The organism is Nocardia sp. CA-135953, from assembly GCF_050955735.1.
GTDB lineage: Bacteria > Actinomycetota > Actinomycetes > Mycobacteriales > Mycobacteriaceae > Nocardia.
Window position 1 is genome coordinate 4,219,348 of record NZ_CP192082.1, and the last position, 23,388, is coordinate 4,242,735.

The window sequence follows — 23,388 nt, forward strand, 5'->3', positions numbered from 1 at the left end:
TTCAGCCGAGGCGGCGGGGGCCGTTGTCGAAGCCGCTTGGTTGGGGGCCGAAGCGGGCTCGGGCGTAGAGGATTGCGGCGGCGTTGGGGGAGGCGAGGACGGGGTCGAAGGATAGTTCGCGGATTTCGGGGAGGTCGTCGAATAGGGCCGAGACGCGTTGAACGAGTTCGACAAGGGCGGGTTTGTCGACGCGGGGACTGGCAGGGGTGCCGGAGAGGAGTGGGGCGGCGCGAGGGGCGTCGATGAGGGCGGTCGCTTCGTCGGCGGTGAGTGGGAGGGCGCGGTAGGCGCGGTCGCCGAGGAGTTCGATGATCATGCCGGAGAGCCCGAATTCGATGACCGAGCCGAAGGACGGGTCGTCCTGCACCCGCAGCACACAGCCGACGCCGGGGCTGGCCATCTTCTGAATGTGCACGGCGGGATCACCACATAGTTCCACCAGGTGCGAGTAGGCCTGGCGCACGGCTTCAGGCCGCCACAGGTCCAGCCGAACCCCACTGAGGTCCGGTCGGCGCCGCCACATTTCGCCGGTTGCCTTGGCCGCGACCGGATAGCCGAGTTCTTCGGCCGCCGCCACCGCATCGTCGGCGCCGCGGACCTCGCGGAATTCGACGACGCGAATTCCGTAGCAATCCAACAGGTCCACGGCCTCCAGGTCGGTGAGCCAACGTCCGTGGGATTCGCGCATCCAGCCCGCGACCAGACGCCCGGCCCGTTCCTCGTCGATGCCCGCCGGACGAACCACGGTCGACACCGGTTTCGTGCGCCATTGCGCATATCGGTGCGCCCTGGCCAGTGCCCGTGCGGCCCGCTCGGGGTCCGGATAGGACGGTATCGAGCCGCGGACCGCCGTACCGCCCGAACCGCGCCTGGCCAGGAGGTTCGGAATCCCTTGCTCGGCAACGAAAGTGGTGAGAATGGGTTTCGCCGCATCGGGCACGGCTGCTGCGGCCTCGCGGATGGCATCGGCGAATCCGGCCATCCGCAGCGGCACCGGCGGCGCGAAAACCACGATAACCGCGTCGATCTCGTCCGAGCGCAGCGCGGCGACCACCGCGTCCAGATATGCACCCGGTGTCGCGTCGGGACCCAAGTTGACCGGATCGCCGATCGACTCCTCATCCACCACACGCTCGGTCGGGCGCGGTCGGCGAATATTGTCGAACGGCACCGCAGCTGGACGTCGGACCTCGAGCCCCTCACCGCGTGCGGCATCGACGGCCAGCCAGTTCAGCGCCGCGCTGTTGCCGATCACGGCGACCCGAGGACCCGCGGGCAGCGACTGATAGCCCAGCAGCGCCGCACAATCGAACAGCTCCGAAATCGAGTCGACCTGAACGATTCCCGACTGCGCGAACAGGTCCCGCACGATCGATCGGTCCATATCGCCGGTCGGCTGGGCCCGCGCGGCCAATCGCCCACTGCTTACCGCGACGATCGGTTTGCTCCGCGCGACCCGACGCGCGATCCGGGAAAATTTGCGCGGATTACCGAAACTCTCCAGATAAAGCAGGATCACATCGGTGGCGGAGTCGGTGTCCCAGTATTGCAGCAGGTCGTTGCCGGACACATCCGCGCGATTACCCGCCGAGACGAAGGTCGACAACCCGAGGTTGCGGGCAGCGGCCTCACCGAGGATGGCCGCACCCAACGGCCCGGACTGACAGAAGAACCCGATGCGCCCCGGCCCAGGCAGTACCGAAGCCAAGGTCGCGTTCAACGAAACCGAGGCATCGGTATTGGCAATGCCGAGCGCGCTCGGCCCGACCACCCGCATCCCGTGTCCACGTGCCGCGGCAACCAACTCGCGTTGAGCAACCACACCGCCATCACCGGTCTCCCCGAAGCCCGCGGTGAGTACGACCAATCCCTTGACGCCCTTGGCCATACAGTCGTCCAGAACAGAGCTGATCGCCTCCGGAGGCACGGCGACCACCGCGAGATCAACCTCATCGGGAATGTCGCGCACCGTCGGGTAAGCCCGCACGCCGCGCACCGATCGCCGGTTCGGATTGACCGGGAACACCGGACCTTGGAAAATTCCGGAAAGCAGATTGGCCAAGATCACTCCGCCGACCCGGGCCGGGCCAACGGTGGCGCCGATCACCGCGACCGAACGCGGCGCGAGCAGATTGCCGACACTCCGCGCCTCGGAGGCGCGTTCGCGCGAATCCCGCACCGAGAGAAGGGCTTCGGTGGGATCGATGGCGAATTCCAGATGCAGCACCGAACCGTCCCTTGCGCGCTCGACCTGATAGCCCGCATCACGGAATACTGTGACCATCACAGTGTTCTCGGCGAGCACCTCCGCGACGAACGTCTCGATCTTGTTCTCGGCGGCCGCACCCGCCAGATGTTCGAGCAGGATGGAACCGAGCCCGCGTCCCTGATGCTCGTCGGCCACCACGAATGCGACTTCGGCGGCGCGGGGTCCGGTGCGGTCGGTCAGTAGTTCGTAGCGGCCGACCGCGATGATCGCCTCGCCCAGTACCAACAGCAGTCCGACCCGGTCGTGGTGGTCGACGTGGGTGGAGCGGTACAGATCCTTGGGCGAAATACGCGGGTACGGACCGAAGTAGCGGAGGTACCGGGAGCGATCCGACAGAGCCGTGTGGAACTCCTGCAGCCGCTCGGCGTCATCGGGTGTGATCGGGCGCAGTCGCACCACGCCACCGTCCGAGGCGAGTACATCGGCGAACCAGTCCTGCGGCGGCGGAGGCGGTATCGCGGGAGTACGCGGGGAATCCGGGACGGGCGGGTTCTCAGTCACGGGGGTCCTCCGGATCGAGGCCGAGCAACCCGAAGGTGGCTCGGCGCGTAGCCAATACGGCCGTATCGATAGCGCGTTGCGCGCGGTCGGTGCGCGCGTCCCCAGTTTCCCCCGTGCCGCCGGGACCGTCCCACCGGCGGTAGGCAGTGTCACCACCGTCACCCATGGCGCGCGGCGGATCGACAGTCGGCGCCGCGGACTGGATCATATCGATCCAGTCCTGCGGCACCGCGGTTTCCGGCGCGATGGTGCGATCCAGCGCCGTCGCCAGCAGATGGGTCCAGGCACGTGGCACCACCCGCACCAGGCCGTAGCCGCCGCCTCCGACGGCGAGCCAACGGCCTTCGGCGTATTCGTCGGCCAGATCGCGCATGGCGATGAAGGCGGCGCGTTGACCGTCGACGGTCAGTTCCATATCGGCGAGTGGGTCCTCGCGGTGGGTGTCGACACCGCATTGACTGACCACGATCTGCGGCCGGAACGCCGCCAGCGCACCGGGCACGATCGCGTGAAAGCCGCGCAGCCACTGCGGATCCCGGGTGCCCGGCAGGACCGCCAGATTGATCGCGGTGCCGTCGGCGGCGCCGTGGCCGGTCTCCTCCGGCCAGCCGGTATTGGGCCACAATGTGGCCGGATGCTGATGAATCGAGATCGTCAGCACTCGGGGGTCGCCGTAGAAGGCGCGCTGCACACCGTCGCCGTGATGTACGTCGACATCGATGTAGGCGATGCGATCGAATCCGTTTTCCAGCAGCCAGGAGATGGCCACGGCCGCATCGTTGTAGATGCAGAATCCGGCCGCCGAATCCGGCATCGCGTGGTGCATGCCGCCGCCGATGCTCACTGCCCGCCGGGTGCGCCCCTGGGCGATCTCGCGTGCCGCGGCCAACGTGCCGCCGACGATCACCGAGGCTGCCTGATGCATCCGCGGGAACACCGGATTGTCCGGTGAGCCGAGACCGTACGGCGGTGCGAGCGGCGCACCCGCGGGAGGTGTGGCTTGTTCGACGGCCTCGATGTAGTCCGCGGTATGGATGCGCAGCAAATCGGACACTTCGGCCCGCTCGGGCACCAATCGCTCGACACCGTCGAGTATTCCGAGACTTTCCGCCAGGGCCATGGTGAACTGGAGGCGCGCCGGTTTCATGGGGTGCTCCGGCGTCCATGCGTAGTCGAGGAAGCGGTCGGTCCAGACGACCGTCCCGGATCGCGCCTCGAGATCATCTTGGTCGAGCGACGCGGACTGTTCGTCGTGCGGTGCAGTGGCCATGCTCGCAACGCTACGCGGGAAGGTAACGGCCCCGGACGTTCGTATGCAGTAGAAATACACGCAAGAGCGAATACGGTGACAGGCCGTGCGCCGACAGAATTCCCACAGCGCAGTCACGGGTGTGGCGCGAGACCACGCGGCACACGGGGGTGCCGACGTGCGTGGGTAGAATTCGTGCCGACGAAGGGGTAACAGGTGAAGGATCTGGTCGACACCACGGAGATGTACCTCCGTACCATCTACGACCTCGAGGAAGAGGGCGTGGTGCCCCTGCGTGCGCGCATCGCCGAGCGCCTCGAGCAGAGTGGCCCGACGGTCAGCCAGACCGTCGCGCGGATGGAACGCGATGGTCTGCTGTTGGTCGCCGGTGACCGCCATCTCGAACTGACCGACAAGGGCCGCGGCATGGCGGTCGCGGTCATGCGCAAACATCGCCTCGCCGAGCGGCTGCTCGTGGACGTCATCGGGCTCGACTGGCAGAACGTGCACGCCGAGGCGTGCCGCTGGGAACACGTCATGAGCGAGGATGTCGAGCGGCGGCTGGTCGAGGTGCTCAACCACCCGACCACCTCCCCCTACGGCAACCCGATTCCGGGTCTGGACGAGCTCGGCCTCGCCACGCGGTGCGGCGCCGACGAGACCCTGGTGCGGCTGTCGGATCTGCCACACGGCCAGGTGCACGCGGTCGTGGTGCGTCGCCTCGCCGAGCACATCCAGACCGATCCCGAGGTCATCGGCCAACTGCGCGAGGCGGGCGTGGTGCCCGACGCCCGCGTGACGGTCGAGACCAAGCCCGGTTCGGTGGTCATCACCGTGCCCGGCCACGCGGGTTTCGAGCTCTCGGATGAGATGGCCCACGCCGTCCAGGTGAAGTTGGTCTGAGGCGTGAAACTTCTGGTCACAGGTGGCGCAGGCTATGTAGGTGGCGTCTGCGCGCAGGTTCTGCTCGAATCGGGGCACGAGGTCGTGGTGGTCGACGATCTGTCGACCGGCAATGCCGAGGGCGTGCCGACCGAGGCGCGATTCATCGAGGGTGATGTCGGGGTCGCGGCGCCCGCCCTGCTCGAGGCCGAATCCTTCGACGGTGTCCTGCATTTCGCGGCCCAATCGCTGGTCGGTGAGTCGGTGCAGCAGCCGGAGAAGTACTGGCACGGCAATGTGGTGAAGACGCTCGAGCTGCTGGAGGCGATGCGCCGCACCGAAACGCCGCGGCTGGTCTTCTCCTCGACCGCGGCCGTGTACGGCGAACCCGAACGGGTGCCGATCACCGAGGACGCGCCGACCCGGCCGACCAACCCCTACGGCGCCTCCAAACTGGCCATCGACCACGCCATCACCTCCTATGCGATCGCGCACGGTCTCGCCGCGACCAGCCTGCGCTACTTCAACGTCGCCGGTGCCTACGGCGGTCTCGGCGAAAACCGGGTGGTGGAAACCCATCTCATCCCCCTCGTGCTCCAGGTCGCCCTCGGTCATCGCAAGGCGATCTCGGTCTTCGGCACCGACTGGCCCACACCCGACGGCACCGCGGTCCGCGATTACATCCACATTCGCGACCTCGCCGACGCCCACCTGCTGGCTCTCGGCTCCGCCGAATCCGGCACACATCGCATCTTCAATCTCGGCAGCGGCACCGGTTTCTCGGTCCGCGAGGTGATTTCGGCCTGCGAGCGCGTCACCGGCCTGCCGATCGCCGCCCTGGACGCACCGCGTCGTGCCGGCGACCCCGCCACGCTGATCGCGTCCAGCGACCGCGCCATCACCGATCTCGGTTGGCAGCCCAAGCACAACGATCTCGACGAAATCGTCGCCGATGCTTGGGAATTCCTGCGTGACCTCGGACCGCTGGCACACAGCGCGAAGTAAGCCGGCGCGGCATCGAACGCGGTGACATGGGTGGTGCCGCATTTGCCACAACCACCATGTGACTCGCCACCTCACCTCTGACCACCCGAGAACGCGATCGGGCTCACCGGACAGCTGGCCCGAAGTCGATACCGAGGTCCGCGGCAATGCCGAGCCCGCAGTAGGCGAGCCGGCGCAGCGTATCCGGACGCATCCCGGTGCGCAGTGAGATCTCGAGCAGACTCGCCATGGAATGGGCGGGATCGGCTTCCAAGGCCGCCTGCAGTGCGACACCGGCGAGCGGACCGTCACCGCGGATGTAGGCGCTGTAGCCGAGAAGTGTTGCCGCATCGGCACGGTCGCTGCCCGACAGTGCATGCGTCAGCGCCACCCAGAGGGTTTCCGCAGGGGCGGCGTGGTCTCCGACGGCCAGCCCGAACAGCGAGTCGCGTACCGTCCGATCGCGCAGTGCCGCGGCCAGTTCCGCGTATTCCTGGGCGGTCAGGACTGCACCGGAGTCGATATTGGCGATCTGCGAGAGCATATGTTCGAGTGCCCGCCGGTGGTATCCGTCGGGATCCCCGCGCCGGACGGCCGCCGCGTACCGCTCGTGCGCGAACGCGCGAGCGCGGTCCAGATGTACCGCGACCTGGTGCGCCAGGTCCTCATCCGGTGCGACCAGAGCGGTCAGCTCCGAACGGGTGCCTCGGATCGGCCGCCCTTCGAGCACATGCGCCACCGTGACCATCGATGTGGCCGGATCCGGCAGCGTCCCATGATGATTCGCATCGAGCAGACTCCACCACCGCTGATCCGCCTCGATAGCGCGCACCGCCCAGGCACCCTGGAGGTACGCCTCGGCCCGCGCCAGTCGGCGCGCGAACGCCGCGATGAGTGCGCCCCACGGTGCCGTAGTCCCCCCACCGTTTCGGCGCGTACGCCGCGGTTCGCGCAACCGGTCATCGACGATCACCGCGAGTACTTCCGTCGCCCCCTCTGCGGCACAGATTTGCGAAACACACTCCGCATATGCGGCCGCGAGCCCCCGCCGACTTCCGCCTTCCTGATCCAAATCGAACCGCACCACCGCATCGATGATCGGACTCTGCTCCATATCTGTCGCGCCCCGCAGCACCGCCACCACCAGCGACCGCTCCGGCACGAATCCGACCATGGCGGGCACAGCCACAATCAATTCACCCGGATCGTCGACATGCAGTGAGTCCCCTGGAATCCGCTCCCCGAATTCCGGCGGCGGTTCCGCACAGATTCCCGGGCGCAACTCTTTCCCGAAACCTCGTGTGCATTCCAACAATTCGTCGTCGATATCGGGGTCGAAGAAGGACACCGAATCGATTCGGGCCGAGACCGTGTCCACCGGCCACGTGCGATATGTATGCGCCCCAGCGCTATCGCGCGCTGGTTCATCGAACCGCGGCGCAGGGACAATGCCGCTCGAATACGCGATGGCGTGCGAGCCCTCTGTTTCGTCGCCGACATGCACCCCGCGATCCGCTGACCCCGCGGTAGCACCCAGATGCCCGGCGGCTCGATAGTCCGCCGGCTCGGCGGTACCCATCCCGGCGCCGTCACACGAATCCTCGACATCCCGGCAACCCGAGTCGCCGACACCGGACGAGTGAGCGGATTTGCGGGGGTGAACGGCGGGGCTTGTGCAAAAACCGGTGCGCGGCGATGCGCCGTCGCCTGGATCTCCGAGGGCGGGAGTGGGATTCGTGGAAGTCGTCATGCATCGAGGGTGCGCCCACCCACTTCGAAGCCCGGAACACCGACCTGGGGATATCGCGGGACCGAATTGCCCTGTGGAAAACATTTGGGCTGTGGATGAATCGGGAATCGGACACGAATACGGCGACGACTATGTCGGTGCCACCTGCTACTGTTCGGCCGCAAGCTCCAGCCAACATGCGGCGGAGGCCGCCGCATTCACCCCTGCTTCACTTTCCGCACCGCCGTTGTGAACAGCTCGTCCAATGCCGCCGTATCCGGCTTGGCATCGCCGAATGTCATGTATGTCACCGTGATACGCACATCGGCGATCTGCCCGGTGAGCGTCTGCATCGACTGCGTCAGGCCGGCCGCGCTCACCTGCGGTGCCACCGTGCGGCGCAGCGCGAGCGTGTCGTCGGCGTCGATCGTCGGGGGCGCTTGCAGTTCGGTGGTCACAATCGTCGTCGCACCCGCTCGGTTCACATGCACCTGCTGACACCGCTTCAACTGGTCACGCAATACCGACAACGGCTGTCCGGTCCTGGTCAACTCCGCGGTCATCGTGGCGCGCGTCTCGTTGTCGGTGCCCACCGCAACGGCCGTCTGATTCGGACCGAATTGCTGAGCAGGCGGGACACATCCGTCGGGCTGCACCTTCGCCCCGCGCCCGACCCCGGTCAGGTCCGCCGCCGCCTGCGCGGCCGCCTCCGGTGGCAGCACGACCGCCTCATATCCGGCCGGGAACCGCGCGGGATCGGGCAGCAGCGTCGAAAGCTGTGCCGTCACATGCCGGGTCCCCACGCTCGGACCGGACGCGACCGGATGCCCGGTCACCGTCGACGCGCAGCCGGCGAGCAGCGCCGCACTCGCGGCGAGGGGCACCAAACCAGATACCCCGAATCCGCGTGGCCCCTTGCGCGTCGAATTCGGCACAGTCACCGGTCCACTGTGCCAAACTCCCCCAGCCCGCCCACGATGCCACGCCGGTTCTTCGAGTGACCGGGAATGTGCGGGGTACTACTGACGTTGCCCTGCTCATGGGTCGGTGTCGCCCGTGGCAACGTGTGTCGGTGCCATGGGGGACAATGGACAGTGGTTGACCGCCGCGAATTGCCCAACACGCCTGTGAGCCTGGAAGCTCGCGCCGGTAAACCGCGCAGGAAGGAGACGCGATGGACCACGAGTCGCGAATGTACGAGTTGGAGTTCCCAGCTCCGCAGCTGTCGAACGACGATGGCTTGGGTCCGGTCCTGGTACACGGACTGGAGGGCTTCACCGATGCCGGGCATGCGGTACGGCTGGCCACGGCGCATCTGCGCGAGAGTCTCGAGAGCGAGCTGGTCGCCTCGTTCGATGTCGACGAGTTGCTGGACTATCGCTCGCGTCGTCCGCTGATGACGTTCAAGACCGACCACTTCTCGGATTACGCCGAGCCCGAGCTGAATCTCTGGGCGCTGCGCGATACCGCGGGCACCCCGTTCCTGCTGCTATCCGGCCTGGAACCGGATCTGCGCTGGGAGAAATTCACCACCGCGGTGCGTCTGCTCGCCGAACAGCTCGGTGTGCGGCGCAGCATCGGACTTGGTGCCATCCCGATGGCGATCCCGCATACCCGCCCGCTCGGTATCACCGCGCACTCCTCAGACCGCGACCTCATCGCCGACCATCAGCGCTGGCCGGGCGAACTACAGGTGCCGGGCAGCGCGTCCTCACTGCTGGAGTACCGGATGGCCCAGCACGGCCACGAATCCGTCGGATTCTCGGTGCATGTGCCGCATTACCTCGCGCAGACCGCCTACCCGGAGGCCGCGCAGACCCTGCTCGAGCACGTCGCCGACAACGCGGGCCTGGAATTCCCACTGGCCGCCCTCGGTGAGGCCGCCGCGCGGGTGCGCGAGCAGGTCAACGAGCACATCGCGGGGAATTCCGAGGTCGAGACCGTGGTGCACGCGCTCGAGCGCCAGTACGACAGCTTCGTCTCCGCGCAGGAACGCCAGTCGAGCCTGCTGGTCGGCGATGGTGAATTGCCCAGCGGCGACGAATTGGGCGCTGAATTCGAGCGCTTCCTGGCCGAGCAGGGCGGCTACGACGGCGACGAGAACGAACAGTCCAACTGACCCGGTCACCCTGACGGGACCGTAGGCGGCTGCCCGTAGGGTGGTCGGAGTGGATCTGACCGAACTGCTGGAGATACCGGGAACCGACGCCGACGCACTCTATGAGTCCTTCGGGGAGTGGGCGGCCGAGCAAGGGACACCGCTGTATCCGGCGCAGGACGAGGCGCTGCTGGAATTGGCGTCCGGATCCAATGTCATCCTGGCCACCCCCACCGGATCCGGTAAGTCCCTTGTCGCCGTCGGCGCGCATCTGTTCGCGTTGACCCGCGGCCTGCGCACCTACTACACCGCCCCGATCAAAGCGCTGGTCAGCGAGAAGTTCTTCGCCCTGTGCGAGGTTTTCGGCGCGGACCGGGTCGGCATGGTGACCGGTGACGCGGCGGTGAATCCGGAGGCGCCGATCATCTGCGCCACTGCCGAGATCCTGGCGAATATGGCGCTGCGCGAGGGGGCGGCCGCCGATGTCGGCCAGGTCGTGATGGACGAATTCCACTTCTACGCCGATCCGGACCGCGGCTGGGCCTGGCAGGTACCGCTGCTGGAACTCCCGCGCGCCCAATTCCTGCTGATGTCGGCAACTCTCGGCGAGGTCGATTTCTTCGCCGCCGACCTCGAGCGCCGCACCGGTAATCCGACCGCCATCGTCGCGGGCACCGAACGTCCTGTCCCGCTGAGCTTTTCCTACGCGCGCACCCCGATCACCGAAACCCTGGAAGATCTCGTCACGACCAACCAGTCACCGGTATACGTCGTGCATTTCACCCAGGCCGCCGCATTGGAACGCGCGCAGGCGCTCACCAGCGTCAACTTCGCCACGCGCGCCGAAAAGGACGCCATCGCAACAGCACTGGGTGATTTCCGCTTCTCCTCCGGCTTCGGCAAGACCCTGTCCCGGCTGATCCGCCACGGTATCGGCGTACATCACGCGGGCATGCTGCCCAAGTACCGCCGCCTGGTGGAGCGCCTGGCCCAGGACGGTCTGCTGACGGTGGTGTGCGGCACCGACACTCTCGGCGTCGGGATCAACGTGCCGATCCGCACGGTACTGCTCACCGGTCTCACCAAATTCGACGGTGTGCGCACCCGCAGGCTCAAGGCCCGCGAATTCCATCAGATCGCCGGCCGCGCGGGCCGGGCGGGCTACGACACGATGGGCACCGTGGTCGTGCAGGCGCCCGACCACGAAGTGGAGAACACCCGGCTGCTGGCCAAGGCGGGTGACGATCCGAAGAAGCAGCGCAAGGTGGTGCGCCGCAAACCGCCGGAGGGCTTCGTCTCCTGGAGCGAGGAGACCTTCGACCGGCTCGTCGCCGCCAGCCCCGAACCGATGGTGTCGCGCTTCAACGTGACGAACTCCATGCTGCTCAATGTGATCGCCCGCCCGGGCAATTGCTTCGACGCCATGCGCCATCTGCTGGAGGACAATCACGAGCCCCGCCCAGCGCAACGCCGGCACATCCTGCGCGCCATCCGCCTGTATCGCGCTCTGCGCGATGCCGGTGTGGTGCAACAGCTTCCCGAACCCGACGCACAGGGCCGCCGCGCCAGGCTCACCGTCGATCTGCAGCGCGATTTCGCCCTCGACCAGCCCCTGTCCCCCTTCGCCCTCGCTGCGCTCGACCTGCTCGACAACGACGCCCCCGGCTACACCCTCGACGTCATCTCCCTCATCGAGTCGACGCTGGAGGATCCGCGCCAGCTGCTGATGGCCCAGCAGCACAAGGCCCGCGGCCAGGCGATCAACGAGATGAAGGCCGACGGCATCGAATACGACGAACGCATGGAGCTGCTGGAAGAGGTCACCTGGCCCAAACCGCTGGCCGAGCTGATCGAACCCGCCTTCGAGACCTACCGGGCCGGGCATCCCTGGATGTCGGAATTCGCTCCGTCCCCCAAATCGGTCGTCCGCGACATGATCGAACGCTCGATGACCTTCGCCGAGCTGATCTCGCATTACGAGTTGGCCCGATCCGAGGGGGTGGTGCTGCGCTATCTCGCCGATGCCTACCGCGCGCTGCGGCGCACCGTCCCGGAATCCGCGCGCACCGAGGATCTCGACGATATGACCGAATGGCTGGGTGAGCTTGTGCGCCAAGTGGATTCGAGTCTGCTCGACGAATGGGAGCAACTCACCAATCCGGGTGCGGAGACCGATGCCGATCAGCTCGCCTTCGGCGCGGAAACGGTGCGGCCGATCTCGGCCAACGAACGCGCGTTCAAGGTGATGATCCGCAATGCCATGTTCCGTCGCGTCGAACTCGCCGCGCTGCGCCGCTGGGAGGCCCTCGCCGAGCTCGGCACCGGCCCGGACTGGGCCGCCGAGTTGAACCCCTACTTCGACGAGTACGAAAGCATCGGCACCGGCCCCGACGCTCGCGGTCCGCAACTGTTCCAGGTGGAACAACGCCCCGGTTTCTGGCAGGTGCGCCAAGTGCTCGACGATCCCGCCGGTGATCACGGCTGGGCGCTCGCGGCAGTGGTCGATCTCGCCGAGTCCGATGCCGCGGGCGAGGTCGTCTTCGACGAGGTCACGATAGTCGCAGGGTGATCATGATCAGGGTGTCGTCAACGAGTTGGTTACCAGGGGCATCGCGCTGATACTCTCTCGCGCGGTGCCCGAACGACGGCCGCCCCCCAAACGACGGAGAGTTCCCTTAGATTGACCGGTTCAAACCTGCCCGAATCGCCCTATCTGGCCATCCACCCAGAGCGGGTGCGCGACAACTACCGCGCACTCCAGGCCGCGGTACCCGGAGCCCGAATACGCTTCGCGGTCAAGGCAAGTCCGGTCCCGGAACTCATCCGGCTGCTCGACCGTCACGGAGCGGAGTTCGATGTCGCCAGCGTCGGTGAGATCGAACTGTGCCTGCACGAGGGCGTCGCCCCGGCGCGCATGTGCTACGGGAACCCGATCAAGAAGGCCGCCCACATCGCGGCCGCCTACGCCGCGGGTGTGCGCCGCTACGCCTTCGACACCGAGGACGATCTGCTGCGCATCGTCGAGCACGCGCCGGGTTCGGAAGTCGAGTGCCGGTTCCTGTCCTCGGCGCCGCAGTCGACGACGCCCTTCGGCACCAAATTCGGCTGCTCCCCCAACGAGGCGCTGCGGCTGCTGGTGCGGGCCCGCGATCTCGGACTGATCGTCGGGGGCCCGTACTTCCACGTCGGCTCCCAGCAGACCGACCCGCGAGCCTGGCGCATCGGTATCGAACAGGCGGGCCGCATCGTGGCGGCGCTGGCGGACAAAGATATTCCGGTACGCTCGGTGAATATCGGTGGCGGCCTGCCCATTTCGTACGTCGATGCGGCGCCCGCACTCGACGATATCGGCGCCGTCATTGCGGCCGCAACCGCCGAATTCCTGCCCGCGACCGCCGGACTCGTCATCGAGCCCGGCCGCGCGCTCGTAGGTTCGGCGGGCACCATTCACGCCGAGGTCATCGGCGTGCGCATCGCGCCGGACGGACGGCGCTGGGTGTATCTCGACATCGGCCGTTACAACGGCATGGCCGAGACCGAGAACGAGTACATCGCATACCGCTTCGTCACCGAGCGTGACGGAGATCCCGTGGATGAGGCGGTGGTGGCCGGACCGACCTGCGATGGCGACGATGTACTGTATCAACGCACGAAGGTCCTTCTTCCGACCTCGTTGCGAGCCGGTGATCGCATCCAGATCCTCGATACCGGCGCCTATACCGCGAGCTATTCGTCGGTGTCCTTCAATGGTTTTCCGCCCTTGACCGTTCATGTCTCGGGCGCTGAGCGAGAGTGAGTTTGCCTATGACGGCGGAATTCACCGGCTGGCATGTGCTGGCCGAGTTCGGTGGTGTCGACGCAGATCTCTGCGACGATCTCGAACGACTCGAATCGGCGTTGCGTGAGTCTCTGATCGCGGCGGGCGTCACCATCTGCGATGTCGTACACAAGAAGTTCGATCCGCAGGGGGTGACCGTCCTCGCGCTGTTGTCGGAGTCCCACGCCTCGATTCACACTTATCCGGAGTCCGGCGACATCTTTGTCGACGTATTCACCTGCGGAAGTATCGGCGCCGGCGCGTCGAAGGCCGTCGAAATACTGCGAGATAAGTTGTCTCCCAGGGATGTTCGCATGCAGGTCATCCAGCGCGGGCACGGTTCGACGCGGATCGAAGAGCCGGTGGGCAATGGCCTGACCCGCATCTGGGATCTGCACGAGGTCATCGTCGACACCCATACTCCGTTCCAGCACATGGTGATCGCGCGCACCGAACAGGGCATCAGCCTGTTCTCCGACGACGATCGCCAGTCCACGGAGTTCTCCCAGCTGACCTATCACGAGGCGATGATGGTCCCGGCCTTCGCGCTGGCCGCGAAGCTGGACAAGGTGCTGATCATCGGGTCGGGTGAGGGTGTGGCCAGCCAGATGTCGGTCGCCGCGGGTGCGACGCTGGTGGATCACGTCGATATCGACCAGCGCGAGGTCGAGTTGTGCGCCGAGTACCTGCCCTACGGCTACACCAGCGACGAGCTGGCCGCCGCCGTCAAGGGTGCGGGCCCGGTCGAAGTGCACTACGCCGACGGCTGGGACTTCCTTGCCAACGCGAACGAGGCGGGCACCCGCTACGACGTGATAGTCATCGATCTGCCCGATGAGCGGGTCGAGGACGCGCAGCACAACCGGCTCTACGAGTCGGAGTTCCTGTCGCGATGTCGGGCGCTGCTCGCACCCGGCGGCGTGCTCAGCGCACAGGCCGGATGCGCGACGATGTGGCGCAACGAGACGCTGAAGCGGTCCTGGAAGCGCTTCCACCAGCAGTTCGCAACCGTGGTGCAGTACGGCAGCGATGAGCACGAGTGGACATTCCTTTTCGGGTTGAACGAGCGAATCGATGACCCGGTGCAGGCGATGACCGATCGGCTGGGCACGCTGCCCTACCGCGCCGAGACGATCGATGCGCGGGCGCTTTTGCGCGGCGCGATCGAACCGCACGCGCTGCGCGTCTAGCGGCACTCTCGAATCGCACCGGCTCCCAAGGGTTTTCCCGTCGAGCCGGTGCGATTCGGCGTTCGGCCGGATGACCGCTCCTGGCCGATAACCGGATGGTTATAGCGTGAAACTCCGACGATTCCGGCATTGTTCACCAGCACGTCGACTCGACGGAAACGTTCCACCGCGAGGCGTACGAGTTCGGAACCCGTTGTGGGCGTGCCGATGTCACCGGCGAATACCGCCAACTGTGAGGGTGCACCCAACGAGTCCGCCACCGCTGCGAGCTTGTCCGCGTCCCGCCCGTTGAGCACGACATTGTCACCACGCGCCACGAAGCCGAGCGATATCGCGCCAGATCCACCGGAGGATCCGGTGACGATCACCGTCTTGACCATATCTTTCTCTCTTCTCGTGATCCCCGCTGAAACGACCGGTCGTCTCGGAATGGCAAATCCGACCTTCGATCACAGCAGTCGTCGCCATTCTGCGCACCGAGCCACGAACGTAGCGAGATGCTCGGCGGCAAAGCGCTCGGCTAACCAATCATCCTGCGCGACAACCGAAGTCCACACATACGTCCACGCCGATATGGCCGAACCGAGTCGAACCCGCCGCAACTCGTACTCGTCATCCTCGAACGCATCCAGCACCGCCCACTCCCCCGCGTCGAGCCCCGACAACACCACACCGCGCGCAATCCCACCCATGGCGGGTACCAACCCGGGATACGCCCGCCCCGGCAGTGCCGCCACCCGCCACCCGGTCAGCTTCGCCGCCACCAATTCCGGACACCGCCCGATCAACTGGACCAGCACCTCCGGAAACTGCAGTGTTCCGTAGGCGAACAGCTGATCACCGTTCGCGATCGAGCGACCGAGCCGCCGTCCCGGCTCGGTCGACACATTGGCACCCGACTCGTCCACAGTGCACCTTCCAACTGCCTACCAGCGGACATTACGCCCAAACGATCCGATAGACCGGCGTTGAAACTGGGGGCTGCCGGTCCGACGAACAACTCACCGGAAGCATCGAGGTGGCCGGACGCTCCGACCGAGCCAGAGCATTACCTCACCCGAATGCGTCTTCACACGAACGCATCGGCGATGCGGACGCACCAGTCGGCGAACCTACGCGGACTTCTGCCGAGCAGCTCACTCACCGTGTCGGTGCGGAACCCCACTGTATCGGCACGCAATCAACTCGAACCCCTCGATGATCGCCGCCGCCAGCGCCGGTGATGCACCGCCTGGGTAGCCGGTCCAAAGCCTCCTGCGGCGTGGCCGCCTCGTGCACCTCGATGGCGCGACCGATTGTGCGGGCGATGGTCGCGACTTGTTCTGCGACAGTGTCGGTTTCCGTGCCGGTGAGGGTGTATGTCATGCCGTGGTGCCCCTCGGGGGTGAGAACCTCGGCCGCCACGCGACGATATCGACAGGGTCGATCGGGGCATAGCGACCGGGTCCGGTGGGGTCGAGGACCACACCGCCGGAGCGGATCGTCTCCGCCCACGCCAGCGCATTCGTCATGAATCCACCGGGTCGCAGCACGGTCACCGGTATGCCGGATTCGGCGACGATCCGCTCGCGCTCGAGATGCCAACGGCCCCATGGCCGGTACCGGATCGCCCATCGCATTGAACGACGACAACTGCATGATATGCCGCACTCCGGCCGCTCGCGCCACGTTCACCGCGTCGACGGCGTGCCCCAGTCCGATGCTGGGCATCAGCAGGAAACAGTGTGTCGACACCGTCGAATGCGGGCACGAGGGTCGCCGGATCGTCCAGCTCGCCGACGATCAGCTCACCCCTGCCCGGATCCTCGGCGCCGCCGCACCCTGATCCCGCGGACTCAATTGACTCCGGGCCGCTGCGACCGAATGATCTCCGCCAGCCGTTCGTAATCGTCCGCGCGCGCCGTCGATGCGCGAAACGCCAGACCGAGCGTGCGCCCCGGAGCGGGGGCTGCGAAATGCGCGGTTTCCAGTGTGCCGCGCGCGGTTTCGGCCGCCACCGCCATTTCCGGAATCAACGTCACCCCGAGACCGCCTGCGACACACTGGACCACGGTCGCTAGCGACGCCGCACGAGTATCGCCGACCGTGCCAGGATGGGCGTCGGCGGAGCGGCAGAATTCCAGGGTCTGATCACGCAGACAGTGGCCCTCGTCGAGCAGCAGCAGCGGCAGCGCGTCCAAGGTGGCGGGTGCGATATCGGTGCGGCCGGCCAGCGCGTGACCGCGCGGAGTCACCAGAACGAATTCCTCGGTGTACAACGGGATCTCGACGAGTCCGGGCGCTTCGGTCGGCAGTGCGAGCAGCGCGACATCCAGGACGCCGGTGCGCAATCCCTCCAGAAGCCGGGCGGTTTGGTCCTCGACCACCCGAGGATTCAAAGCGGGCAATACCTTGCGCAATTCGGGCAGCAGATCCGGCAGCACATACGGGGCAACCGTCGGGATGATGCCGATCCGCAGGGTGCCGCCGAGGCTGTCACCTGTCGCCGAAGCGACGAATCGATCGGCCGCCTCGAGGGTCGCCGTCGCCTGCGGCAACAACCGCATACCCGCGGCGGTGACGAGCACCCGCCGGGTGCTGCGCTCGATCAGCTGCAGCCCGAGCCCGTGTTCCAATGCGGCAAGTGCCTGCGATAACGTGGGCTGGCTCACACTGAGCCGCGCGGCCGCGGTACCGAAGTGGCGGTACTCCGCGACCGCTACGAACGCACGCAGCTGCGACAGGGTCGGCTGATAAGTCTGATCGGTCATGCCTATCAGTGTAGTGCGACTGATCACGTTTACCTTTCACCGAACTTTGGGCAAGATCACCAGTGAGCTTTTCGATCCACCCGCTCTTGCAAACCGACTGACGAGGAGACCAGCATGGCTTTGCTGACCATCGGCGACCAGTTCCCGGCATACAACCTCACCGCGGTGATCGGCGGTGACCTGTCGAAGGTCGACGCTCAGCAGCCTGACGACTACTTCACCCGCATCACCTCGGACGACCACGCCGGCAAGTGGCGCATCGTCTTCTTCTGGCCCAAGGACTTCACCTTCGTGTGCCCGACCGAGATCGCCGCCTTCGGCAAGCTCAACGACGAATTCGAGGACCGCGACGCGCAGGTGCTCGGTGCCTCGGTCGACAACGAGTTCGTGCATTTCCAGTGGCGCGCCCAGCACGAGGATCTCAAGACCCTCCCGTTCCCGATGCTGAGCGACCTCAAGCGTGAATTGGCCTCCGCCACCGGCGTTCTCAACGCCGACGGCGTCGCCGACCGCGCCACCTTCATCATCGACCCGAACAACGAGATCCAGTTCGTCTCGGTGACCGCCGGTTCGGTCGGCCGCAATGTCGACGAGGTGCTGCGTGTGCTGGACGCGCTGCAGTCCGACGAGCTGTGCGCCTGCAACTGGAAAAAGGGCGACCCGACCATCAATGCGGGCGAACTGCTCGCCGCGAGCGTCTGAGCAATATCCGAACCACCTGAAAACCCCTGAACAAGAAGAGGATTGACCGAATGAGCATTGAGACCCTGAAGAACTCCCTTCCCGAGTACGCAAAGGACCTCAAGCTCAATCTGTCGTCCATCGCACGCACCACCGTGCTGAACGAACAGCAGCTGTGGGGCACGCTGCTCGCGTCGGCGGCCGCGACCCGGTCGGCGACGACGCTGCGGGAAATCGCCGAGGAAGCCGCGGACAATCTATCCGCGGAGGCCTACAACGCCGCACTCGGCGCCGCCTCGATCATGGGCATGAACAATGTGTTCTACCGGGGCAAAGCGTTTCTGGAGGGCCGCTACGACGATCTGCGTGCCGGTCTGCGGATGAACATCATCGGCAACCCGGGTGTCGACAAGGCCGATTTCGAACTGTGGTCGTTCGCGGTCTCTTCGATCAACGGCTGTGCGCATTGCCTGGAGGCGCACGAGAAGACCCTGCGCGAGGCGGGCGTCTCGCGTGAGGTGATCTTCGAATCGCTGCGCGCGGCCGCGATCGTCGCCGGAGTCGGCCAGGCCGTGCAATCCACGGAGACGCTGGCCACCGCCGCGGTCTGATATCTCGCCGGAAACACGCAACGACCCCGTTCGAGCTTGGACGGGGTCGTTGCCGTTTCCGCGCCGACCGGCACGTGTCGGAGCGCCTCGCCAGCCTGTCCGCGCTACGCACCTCGTGAACAAGGGAGCAGGGCCGATGGCTGTCCGCACGCCGCCGACCGATGAGGATATCTGGGTGGTAACCGCGCCGCTTGGTGGTCGAAAACCGATGCCTTCCGCGGCAGATGGCCCGCACGCAACGGTGCCGTGAATGCGGCTGCGGCACAGACCGTCTCCGACAAGTTGGCGCAGTCCGCAGGTCGAACCCGCGCCATCCTGAGCCATTCCGGCTCGCACAAGGTGCTCGCCGAGCGGGGTGCGTCGGAAATCCTGCGTGACCTCCCCTGGCTCTGCGGCCCGCGTTGACAGCACTCCTGGACCTTTTGGGTGCCGGTAGGCTCGCGAACATGGGCACACAGGGTGAACTGGAGGCCATCGGTACGCGGGTCGAGGTCGTGCGCGTTTTCACGGACCCGACCGGTCGAGGCGGCAACGAGCTCGGCATCGCTCGCGCCGCCGATGTCGCCGAGGTCGACCACCAGGCGCTGGCGGCGAAGGCGGGGTACAGCGAGACCGTCGTTGTCGAGGATCCCGTCGACGAGGTCGCCAAGGTGCGGATCTACACCCCCGCGGTGGAGCTGCCCTTCGCCGGGCATCCGTCGGTGGGCACCGCGTGGTGGTTCGCCGAGCAGGGCCGGCCGGTGCGGATTCTGCAGGTGTCGGCGGGTCCAGTCGCCGTCGAACTCTCCGACGGCATGGTCTGGATCAGGGCACGCGGCGAATGGGCCCCGGACTTCACCTTTCACCAGGTCGACGACGTCGACGAGCTGGCGAATCTGCGCCCCGACGATTTCGACAGCGGCTCGCACTACCTCTGGACCTGGACCGATGAGCACCGCGGTGCCCTGCGCTCGCGCATGTTCGCCCCCGCCATGGGCGTACCCGAGGACGAAGCCACCGGAGCCGCCGCCGTCGCCCTCACCGCCCTGCTGCGCCGCGGCCTGATCATCACCCAGGGCAAGGGCTCGCAGATCTTCACCGAATGGGATTCCGACGGTTGGGTCCGACTCGGCGGCCGCGTGGTCGCCGACTCGGTCGTCAACCTGTAGACCGCGAGTATCCGACGACAGATTCCGGCGGCCGCGGATGGCGGTCGGAGACGAGTTCGACGAGGCGGCGCAGCAGCCTGACGACTGGTGGGCATGCCGAGTTCCCTGCTGGACTTCCCGTTCGACACCACCCGCACCGCCGTCCATATGACGCTCAACGGCGTGATGAGCCGGCACACCCGGATGAAGGTGATCCTCTCGCACGCGGGCGGCTTCCTGCCTGACGCCGCATGGCGGTTCACCGGAGGCACCCAGTTCAACCCCGACACAACGCCCATGGGTATTCCTGACGGACCTGCGGCGCTTCTACTTCGACACCGCACTGTCCACCACGCCGTCCGCCTTCCCTCCCCGCTGGGCTTGGCCGCGCCCGGACACATCTGCGACTTTCCCTTAGCCCCGGAGGGAAGCGGTGATCTCCTCGACTCTCTACTGGAGAGCTACGAGAGCTTCCAACCCGGCCAGCTCGACGCGATCAATCGCGGTAGCGTCGAGGCCCTATTCCCTCGTCTCGCAGCCGCCTGATCAGGCATCGGGTCGGCCCTACCCGGAGACGGCGGCGATCAGCATGTAGGCCGTGCCGAGGTCCATGACGATATGCGGCACGATCGCGGATGTCAGTGCGCGGGTGACGAAGGAAGCCGACTGCTGCGGGCCGGTTCGGATGTCGATCGGGTGGCCGAGCCAACGCCGGCAACGGCCGGTACTCGCCGCGACGAGCAAGGCGAGCGCATCGGCGGCGAAGAGCGCGGTCAGTGTCAGCGCCGGTCCGGGCGCCGGCCCGTCGGCGTACATGCCCGCACTGTGTCCCGCGATCGAGTACAGCATGGCGGCCGCGACGGTGATGTGATATCCGACGGCGACGATGCGATCATCGGGTAGCACGCGAATCGTATTGCGCCACTGCATAATTCGAACTACCAGTAAGGCCGCGAAGACGATGATGAGCGCGATCAGCACACCGCGCAGCACGACCGGATCCGCTCCCATCGGAAAGATCAACATCGCAAGCATGACCATGCACATGATCAGATGGGCGGCATCGGACTCGTGACATTCCGCCGCATTCATACCAGGCGAATCTGCTTGCAGGCGAACGGGTTCGGCCCTACCGACGCCGTCCGGCGCCGCCAATCGCCCGAGCACCACCGCGGCCGCGAAAACAAACGCCACCACCACCGACCACCGCAACGCGGGATACTCCTGCGCGAACTCCACCACACCCACCTCCCAACCCACGTCCTCCCCCATGCTCGCACCCCAACCCCCCACCCGCCGCCCTTTCCCCAAGCCACCCCCACAACGCAAAACCCCAGACACCCGCTGGGCGGATGTTCACGTGGAAACCATGGCGGCAAAGCCACCAGTTCCACCTGATCTTGATCGCCCGTTCTGAAATGGCGTGGCGGCCAAGGGATGTGCGGGGATCAGCGCGCGACGCTGGGGCGGAGGCCCTCGGTGGCCGCGCGGGCGAAGCGGCCCGGTGAGATGCCGCGCCATTGTTTGAAGGCGTTGGAGAAGCTCGGGGCGCCGGAATAGCCCATGCGGTAGGCGACATCCTCGACGGTGAGACCGGTGGTGAGCAGTTCCTCGGCGAGGGTGCCGTAGGTTTCGACGCACAGTCGGCGGTAGGAGGTGCCCTCATCGGCTAGTCGGCGTCGCATTGTGCGCAGGCTCATGTGCAGGCGTTCGGCCACATCCTCCTGGGTGATGCGCCCGTTCATCTGATGCAGCAGCACCTCGCGCACCGAACCAGCGAGGCCCTGTTGCAAACCTCGGCGCTGCAGCAGATCGGCGCACTGTTCCTCGAACATCAGCGCGGTGAGCGGGCTCGCATTGGGCATCGGTCGATCAATATCGGTGGCATCGAAAACCGCGAGCTGGAGCTCCGGGGATTCGACGCTGGGAATCTCGAATTGCTCCAGTATCGGCCGCATTCGGGACAGCAGCCCACCGGCGACCTCGGCCCGTACCACCGGCGGTGGCACCCCGAACACCAGATACCAGTTGTAGAGCATGGCCGCCACATCTCGTTCGGCCAGGAAGGCGCGCACATTTGCGGGCAGATCCCGGTCGTCGCCGTAGAGCCAGATCTCGTCGCCCTGATAAACATGCCAGGCCCGCGCGAACGAGGTCATCATGCTGAAGTAGCGCATCGCGACATCGATGGCCGAACGCATGGTCGGACTGCTCAGCACCGCCATACCGAGTACGCCGTGGGTGGTGATGCGCGTGCGCATACCCGCCTCGAAGCCCAGTCCCGGTTGGTCGTCGAGCAAAGTGACGAGATTGCGGACGAGTAGAAGTTCCTGTGCCGCAGCGATCTCCGCGCCAGGGGTTTTCAACACCACCGGATCGATGCCGGTGCCACACAGGAGGTCCGCGCGCGTCAGATTGTGATCATCGGCGAGCTCGGCCAGGATCGCCGCATTCGACACCGACCGCCGCCACTCCCATGAGGCCACCAATACATCGTGAGCGCTGCTGGCCGATACTCGCAAGGTTTTGGCCGAACATCGTATACACCAAGCGAGTTCGACTCGAGCTGACCGGTATGCGCAATCTCATGACCCGATATCGCATGGCGACCGCACTATCGCATACCTACCGTCATAGCTATCGTCGAGCGAAGACCAAGGTAGGCGAGAACAACATGCCGAGAAAGACCCTCGTCGGCACGCGCGTCGCGATTACGGGCGGCACCTACGGTATCGGCAAGGAGGCCGCACTGGCCTTCCTGTCCGTCGGTGCCGATGTGGCGATCGGTGACGCGGACATCGGCAAAGTGCGTGCCTTCACCGCCCAGCTCAACCGGATTCATGGGGCCGACGCCGTCGGCATTTCTGTCGAGGTCACCGACGGCCTGCGTTTCGCCGAATTCCTGGCGACCGCCGAGCGCAGGCTGGGCGGTCTCGATGTCGTCGTGAATGCCGCCGATGTCGAACCCACCGGTTCGTTTCTAGCCGAATCCGATCACGAAACGGATCGGCAGATCGATATCAATCTCCGTGCGGTGATCACCGGATCCCGGCTCGCCGGAATGCGTTTCGTCGAACAGGGCCACGGACACATCGTCAATATCGGTTCCGCCATCGGCGTCACGGCCGCACTCGGCGCCGCGGTGTACTGCGCGACAAAGCACGCGGTGGTCGGACTCGGCACCGCACTACATCGCGGACTAGCCGAACAGGGCGTATTGGTCAGCACCATCGCGCCCGGTTACGCACCCGATCCGGAGGCGGTGGCGGACGCGATCGTCGACTGTGTCGAGCACCGGCGCGGCGGACTGGTGGTGGTGCCGCCGACAGGGTGGTTCCGTACCGCGATGCCGGATCCGGCGCAGTTGCGCCATACGATGCGACGGATGCTCGGCAGTATGTGAGCCGTCAGGCCAGGAGTTCCCGCAGGATGACGCGCACCCTCTGATTCCACGCGTCGAAGAGCAGACCTCTAGCACCCGTCGAAGCCTGGTGGATCGG

At 66.2% G+C, this 23,388-nt stretch carries 22 protein-coding genes; 12 read left to right on the top strand and 10 right to left on the bottom strand.

What is annotated here, in order from left to right:
• Position 1: 1 nt before the first annotated feature.
• A complete protein-coding gene (locus tag ACQPXH_RS19685; protein WP_433598002.1) occupies positions 2-2,770 on the bottom strand; it encodes a GNAT family N-acetyltransferase in 2,769 nt (922 codons plus the stop codon).
• The gene (locus tag ACQPXH_RS19690; protein WP_433598003.1) at positions 2,763-4,040 is read right to left on the bottom strand and encodes an acetoin utilization protein AcuC; all 1,278 of its coding nucleotides are present in this window, start codon (positions 4,038-4,040) and stop codon (positions 2,763-2,765) included. The genes ACQPXH_RS19685 and ACQPXH_RS19690 overlap by 8 nt, the downstream gene beginning before the upstream one ends.
• Positions 4,041-4,235: 195 nt before the next feature.
• On the opposite strand from ACQPXH_RS19690, the gene ACQPXH_RS19695 reads away from it, so the two are divergent.
• Positions 4,236-4,922 (top strand): iron dependent repressor, metal binding and dimerization domain protein, encoded by a 687-nt coding sequence (locus ACQPXH_RS19695; protein WP_433598004.1) that lies wholly within the window; start codon positions 4,236-4,238, stop codon positions 4,920-4,922.
• A 3-nt stretch (positions 4,923-4,925) separates the two neighbouring features.
• A complete protein-coding gene (gene galE / locus ACQPXH_RS19700; RefSeq protein WP_433598005.1) occupies positions 4,926-5,906 on the top strand; it encodes a UDP-glucose 4-epimerase GalE in 981 nt (326 codons plus the stop codon).
• 103 nt (positions 5,907-6,009) lie between these two features.
• Here galE and ACQPXH_RS19705 read toward each other — a convergent pair whose 3' ends face one another.
• Together ACQPXH_RS19705 and ACQPXH_RS19710 are read right to left on the bottom strand one after the other, a co-directional pair.
• On the bottom strand, positions 6,010-7,464 hold the full coding sequence (locus ACQPXH_RS19705) for a DUF4192 domain-containing protein (protein WP_433598006.1): 1,455 nt from the start codon (positions 7,462-7,464) through the stop codon (positions 6,010-6,012).
• A 368-nt stretch (positions 7,465-7,832) separates the two neighbouring features.
• A complete protein-coding gene (locus ACQPXH_RS19710) occupies positions 7,833-8,555 on the bottom strand; it encodes a sensor domain-containing protein (RefSeq protein ID WP_433598007.1) in 723 nt (240 codons plus the stop codon).
• A gap of 233 nt (positions 8,556-8,788) precedes the next feature.
• On the opposite strand from ACQPXH_RS19710, the gene ACQPXH_RS19715 reads away from it, so the two are divergent.
• From ACQPXH_RS19715 to speD, 4 genes are all read left to right on the top strand, one after another.
• A complete protein-coding gene (locus tag ACQPXH_RS19715; protein ID WP_433598008.1) occupies positions 8,789-9,733 on the top strand; it encodes a PAC2 family protein in 945 nt (314 codons plus the stop codon).
• A 49-nt stretch (positions 9,734-9,782) separates the two neighbouring features.
• Positions 9,783-12,281 (top strand): DEAD/DEAH box helicase, encoded by a 2,499-nt coding sequence (locus tag ACQPXH_RS19720; RefSeq protein WP_433598009.1) that lies wholly within the window; start codon positions 9,783-9,785, stop codon positions 12,279-12,281.
• Positions 12,282-12,407: 126 nt separating this feature from the next.
• Entirely contained in the window at positions 12,408-13,508 is a 1,101-nt protein-coding gene (locus ACQPXH_RS19725; protein ID WP_433603514.1) for a type III PLP-dependent enzyme, read from the top strand.
• An 8-nt stretch (positions 13,509-13,516) separates the two neighbouring features.
• Positions 13,517-14,719 carry an adenosylmethionine decarboxylase gene (gene speD / locus ACQPXH_RS19730; RefSeq protein WP_433598010.1) on the top strand — a complete coding sequence of 401 codons (1,203 nt, stop codon included), beginning with the start codon at positions 13,517-13,519 and terminating at the stop codon, positions 14,717-14,719.
• Here speD and ACQPXH_RS19735 read toward each other — a convergent pair.
• From ACQPXH_RS19735 to ACQPXH_RS19750, 4 genes are all read right to left on the bottom strand, one after another.
• On the bottom strand, positions 14,716-15,099 hold the full coding sequence (locus tag ACQPXH_RS19735) for an SDR family NAD(P)-dependent oxidoreductase (RefSeq protein ID WP_433598011.1): 384 nt from the start codon (positions 15,097-15,099) through the stop codon (positions 14,716-14,718). The two genes, speD and ACQPXH_RS19735, sit on opposite strands and share 4 nt — an antisense overlap.
• A gap of 69 nt (positions 15,100-15,168) precedes the next feature.
• Entirely contained in the window at positions 15,169-15,627 is a 459-nt protein-coding gene (locus ACQPXH_RS19740; RefSeq protein WP_433598012.1) for a gamma-glutamylcyclotransferase family protein, read from the bottom strand.
• A gap of 453 nt (positions 15,628-16,080) precedes the next feature.
• Complete coding sequence (locus tag ACQPXH_RS19745; protein WP_433598013.1) at positions 16,081-16,338, bottom strand: SDR family oxidoreductase; 258 nt, start codon at positions 16,336-16,338, stop codon at positions 16,081-16,083.
• A 216-nt stretch (positions 16,339-16,554) separates the two neighbouring features.
• Positions 16,555-17,469 carry a hydrogen peroxide-inducible genes activator gene (locus ACQPXH_RS19750; protein WP_433598014.1) on the bottom strand — a complete coding sequence of 305 codons (915 nt, stop codon included), beginning with the start codon at positions 17,467-17,469 and terminating at the stop codon, positions 16,555-16,557.
• A gap of 114 nt (positions 17,470-17,583) precedes the next feature.
• On the opposite strand from ACQPXH_RS19750, the gene ACQPXH_RS19755 reads away from it, so the two are divergent.
• The 5 genes from ACQPXH_RS19755 (at position 17,584) to ACQPXH_RS19775 (ending at position 20,434) form a co-directional block, all read left to right on the top strand.
• Positions 17,584-18,171 carry a peroxiredoxin gene (locus ACQPXH_RS19755; protein ID WP_433598015.1) on the top strand — a complete coding sequence of 196 codons (588 nt, stop codon included), beginning with the start codon at positions 17,584-17,586 and terminating at the stop codon, positions 18,169-18,171.
• Positions 18,172-18,221: 50 nt separating this feature from the next.
• The gene (locus ACQPXH_RS19760; RefSeq protein ID WP_040692625.1) at positions 18,222-18,761 is read left to right on the top strand and encodes a carboxymuconolactone decarboxylase family protein; all 540 of its coding nucleotides are present in this window, start codon (positions 18,222-18,224) and stop codon (positions 18,759-18,761) included.
• Positions 18,762-19,007: 246 nt separating this feature from the next.
• A complete protein-coding gene (locus tag ACQPXH_RS19765; protein ID WP_433598016.1) occupies positions 19,008-19,166 on the top strand; it encodes a hypothetical protein in 159 nt (52 codons plus the stop codon).
• Positions 19,167-19,207: 41 nt separating this feature from the next.
• A complete protein-coding gene (locus ACQPXH_RS19770; RefSeq protein ID WP_433598017.1) occupies positions 19,208-19,909 on the top strand; it encodes a PhzF family phenazine biosynthesis protein in 702 nt (233 codons plus the stop codon).
• A 93-nt stretch (positions 19,910-20,002) separates the two neighbouring features.
• Positions 20,003-20,434: a hypothetical protein gene (locus ACQPXH_RS19775; protein ID WP_433598018.1), complete on the top strand. Its 432-nt coding sequence runs from the start codon at positions 20,003-20,005 to the stop codon at positions 20,432-20,434.
• 18 nt (positions 20,435-20,452) lie between these two features.
• Here the strand turns inward: ACQPXH_RS19775 and ACQPXH_RS19780 are convergent, their stop codons facing one another.
• The gene (locus tag ACQPXH_RS19780) at positions 20,453-21,160 is read right to left on the bottom strand and encodes a DUF5134 domain-containing protein (RefSeq protein WP_433598019.1); all 708 of its coding nucleotides are present in this window, start codon (positions 21,158-21,160) and stop codon (positions 20,453-20,455) included.
• A 176-nt stretch (positions 21,161-21,336) separates the two neighbouring features.
• Positions 21,337-22,374 (bottom strand): AraC family transcriptional regulator ligand-binding domain-containing protein, encoded by a 1,038-nt coding sequence (locus ACQPXH_RS19785; protein ID WP_433598020.1) that lies wholly within the window; start codon positions 22,372-22,374, stop codon positions 21,337-21,339.
• 188 nt (positions 22,375-22,562) lie between these two features.
• On the opposite strand from ACQPXH_RS19785, the gene ACQPXH_RS19790 reads away from it, so the two are divergent.
• Positions 22,563-23,291 carry an SDR family NAD(P)-dependent oxidoreductase gene (locus ACQPXH_RS19790; protein ID WP_433598021.1) on the top strand — a complete coding sequence of 243 codons (729 nt, stop codon included), beginning with the start codon at positions 22,563-22,565 and terminating at the stop codon, positions 23,289-23,291.
• The last annotated feature ends 97 nt before the right edge of the window (positions 23,292-23,388 follow it).

Coding starts and splice junctions, on each gene's coding strand:
- ACQPXH_RS19690 (WP_433598003.1), bottom strand. CDS start 4,040: ATGGCCACTGCACCGCACGACGAACAGTCCGCGTCGCTCGACCAAGAT.
- ACQPXH_RS19705 (WP_433598006.1), bottom strand. CDS start 7,464: ATGGGTACCGCCGAGCCGGCGGACTATCGAGCCGCCGGGCATCTGGGT.
- ACQPXH_RS19715 (WP_433598008.1), top strand. CDS start 8,789: ATGGACCACGAGTCGCGAATGTACGAGTTGGAGTTCCCAGCTCCGCAG.
- speD (WP_433598010.1), top strand. CDS start 13,517: ATGACGGCGGAATTCACCGGCTGGCATGTGCTGGCCGAGTTCGGTGGT.
- ACQPXH_RS19735 (WP_433598011.1), bottom strand. CDS start 15,099: ATGGTCAAGACGGTGATCGTCACCGGATCCTCCGGTGGATCTGGCGCG.
- ACQPXH_RS19745 (WP_433598013.1), bottom strand. CDS start 16,338: ATGCGATGGGCGATCCGGTACCGGCCATGGGGCCGTTGGCATCTCGAG.
- ACQPXH_RS19750 (WP_433598014.1), bottom strand. CDS start 17,469: ATGACCGATCAGACTTATCAGCCGACCCTGTCGCAGCTGCGTGCGTTC.
- ACQPXH_RS19755 (WP_433598015.1), top strand. CDS start 17,584: ATGGCTTTGCTGACCATCGGCGACCAGTTCCCGGCATACAACCTCACC.
- ACQPXH_RS19760 (WP_040692625.1), top strand. CDS start 18,222: ATGAGCATTGAGACCCTGAAGAACTCCCTTCCCGAGTACGCAAAGGAC.
- ACQPXH_RS19770 (WP_433598017.1), top strand. CDS start 19,208: ATGGGCACACAGGGTGAACTGGAGGCCATCGGTACGCGGGTCGAGGTC.
- ACQPXH_RS19775 (WP_433598018.1), top strand. CDS start 20,003: ATGCCGAGTTCCCTGCTGGACTTCCCGTTCGACACCACCCGCACCGCC.
- ACQPXH_RS19780 (WP_433598019.1), bottom strand. CDS start 21,160: ATGGGGGAGGACGTGGGTTGGGAGGTGGGTGTGGTGGAGTTCGCGCAG.
- ACQPXH_RS19790 (WP_433598021.1), top strand. CDS start 22,563: ATGCCGAGAAAGACCCTCGTCGGCACGCGCGTCGCGATTACGGGCGGC.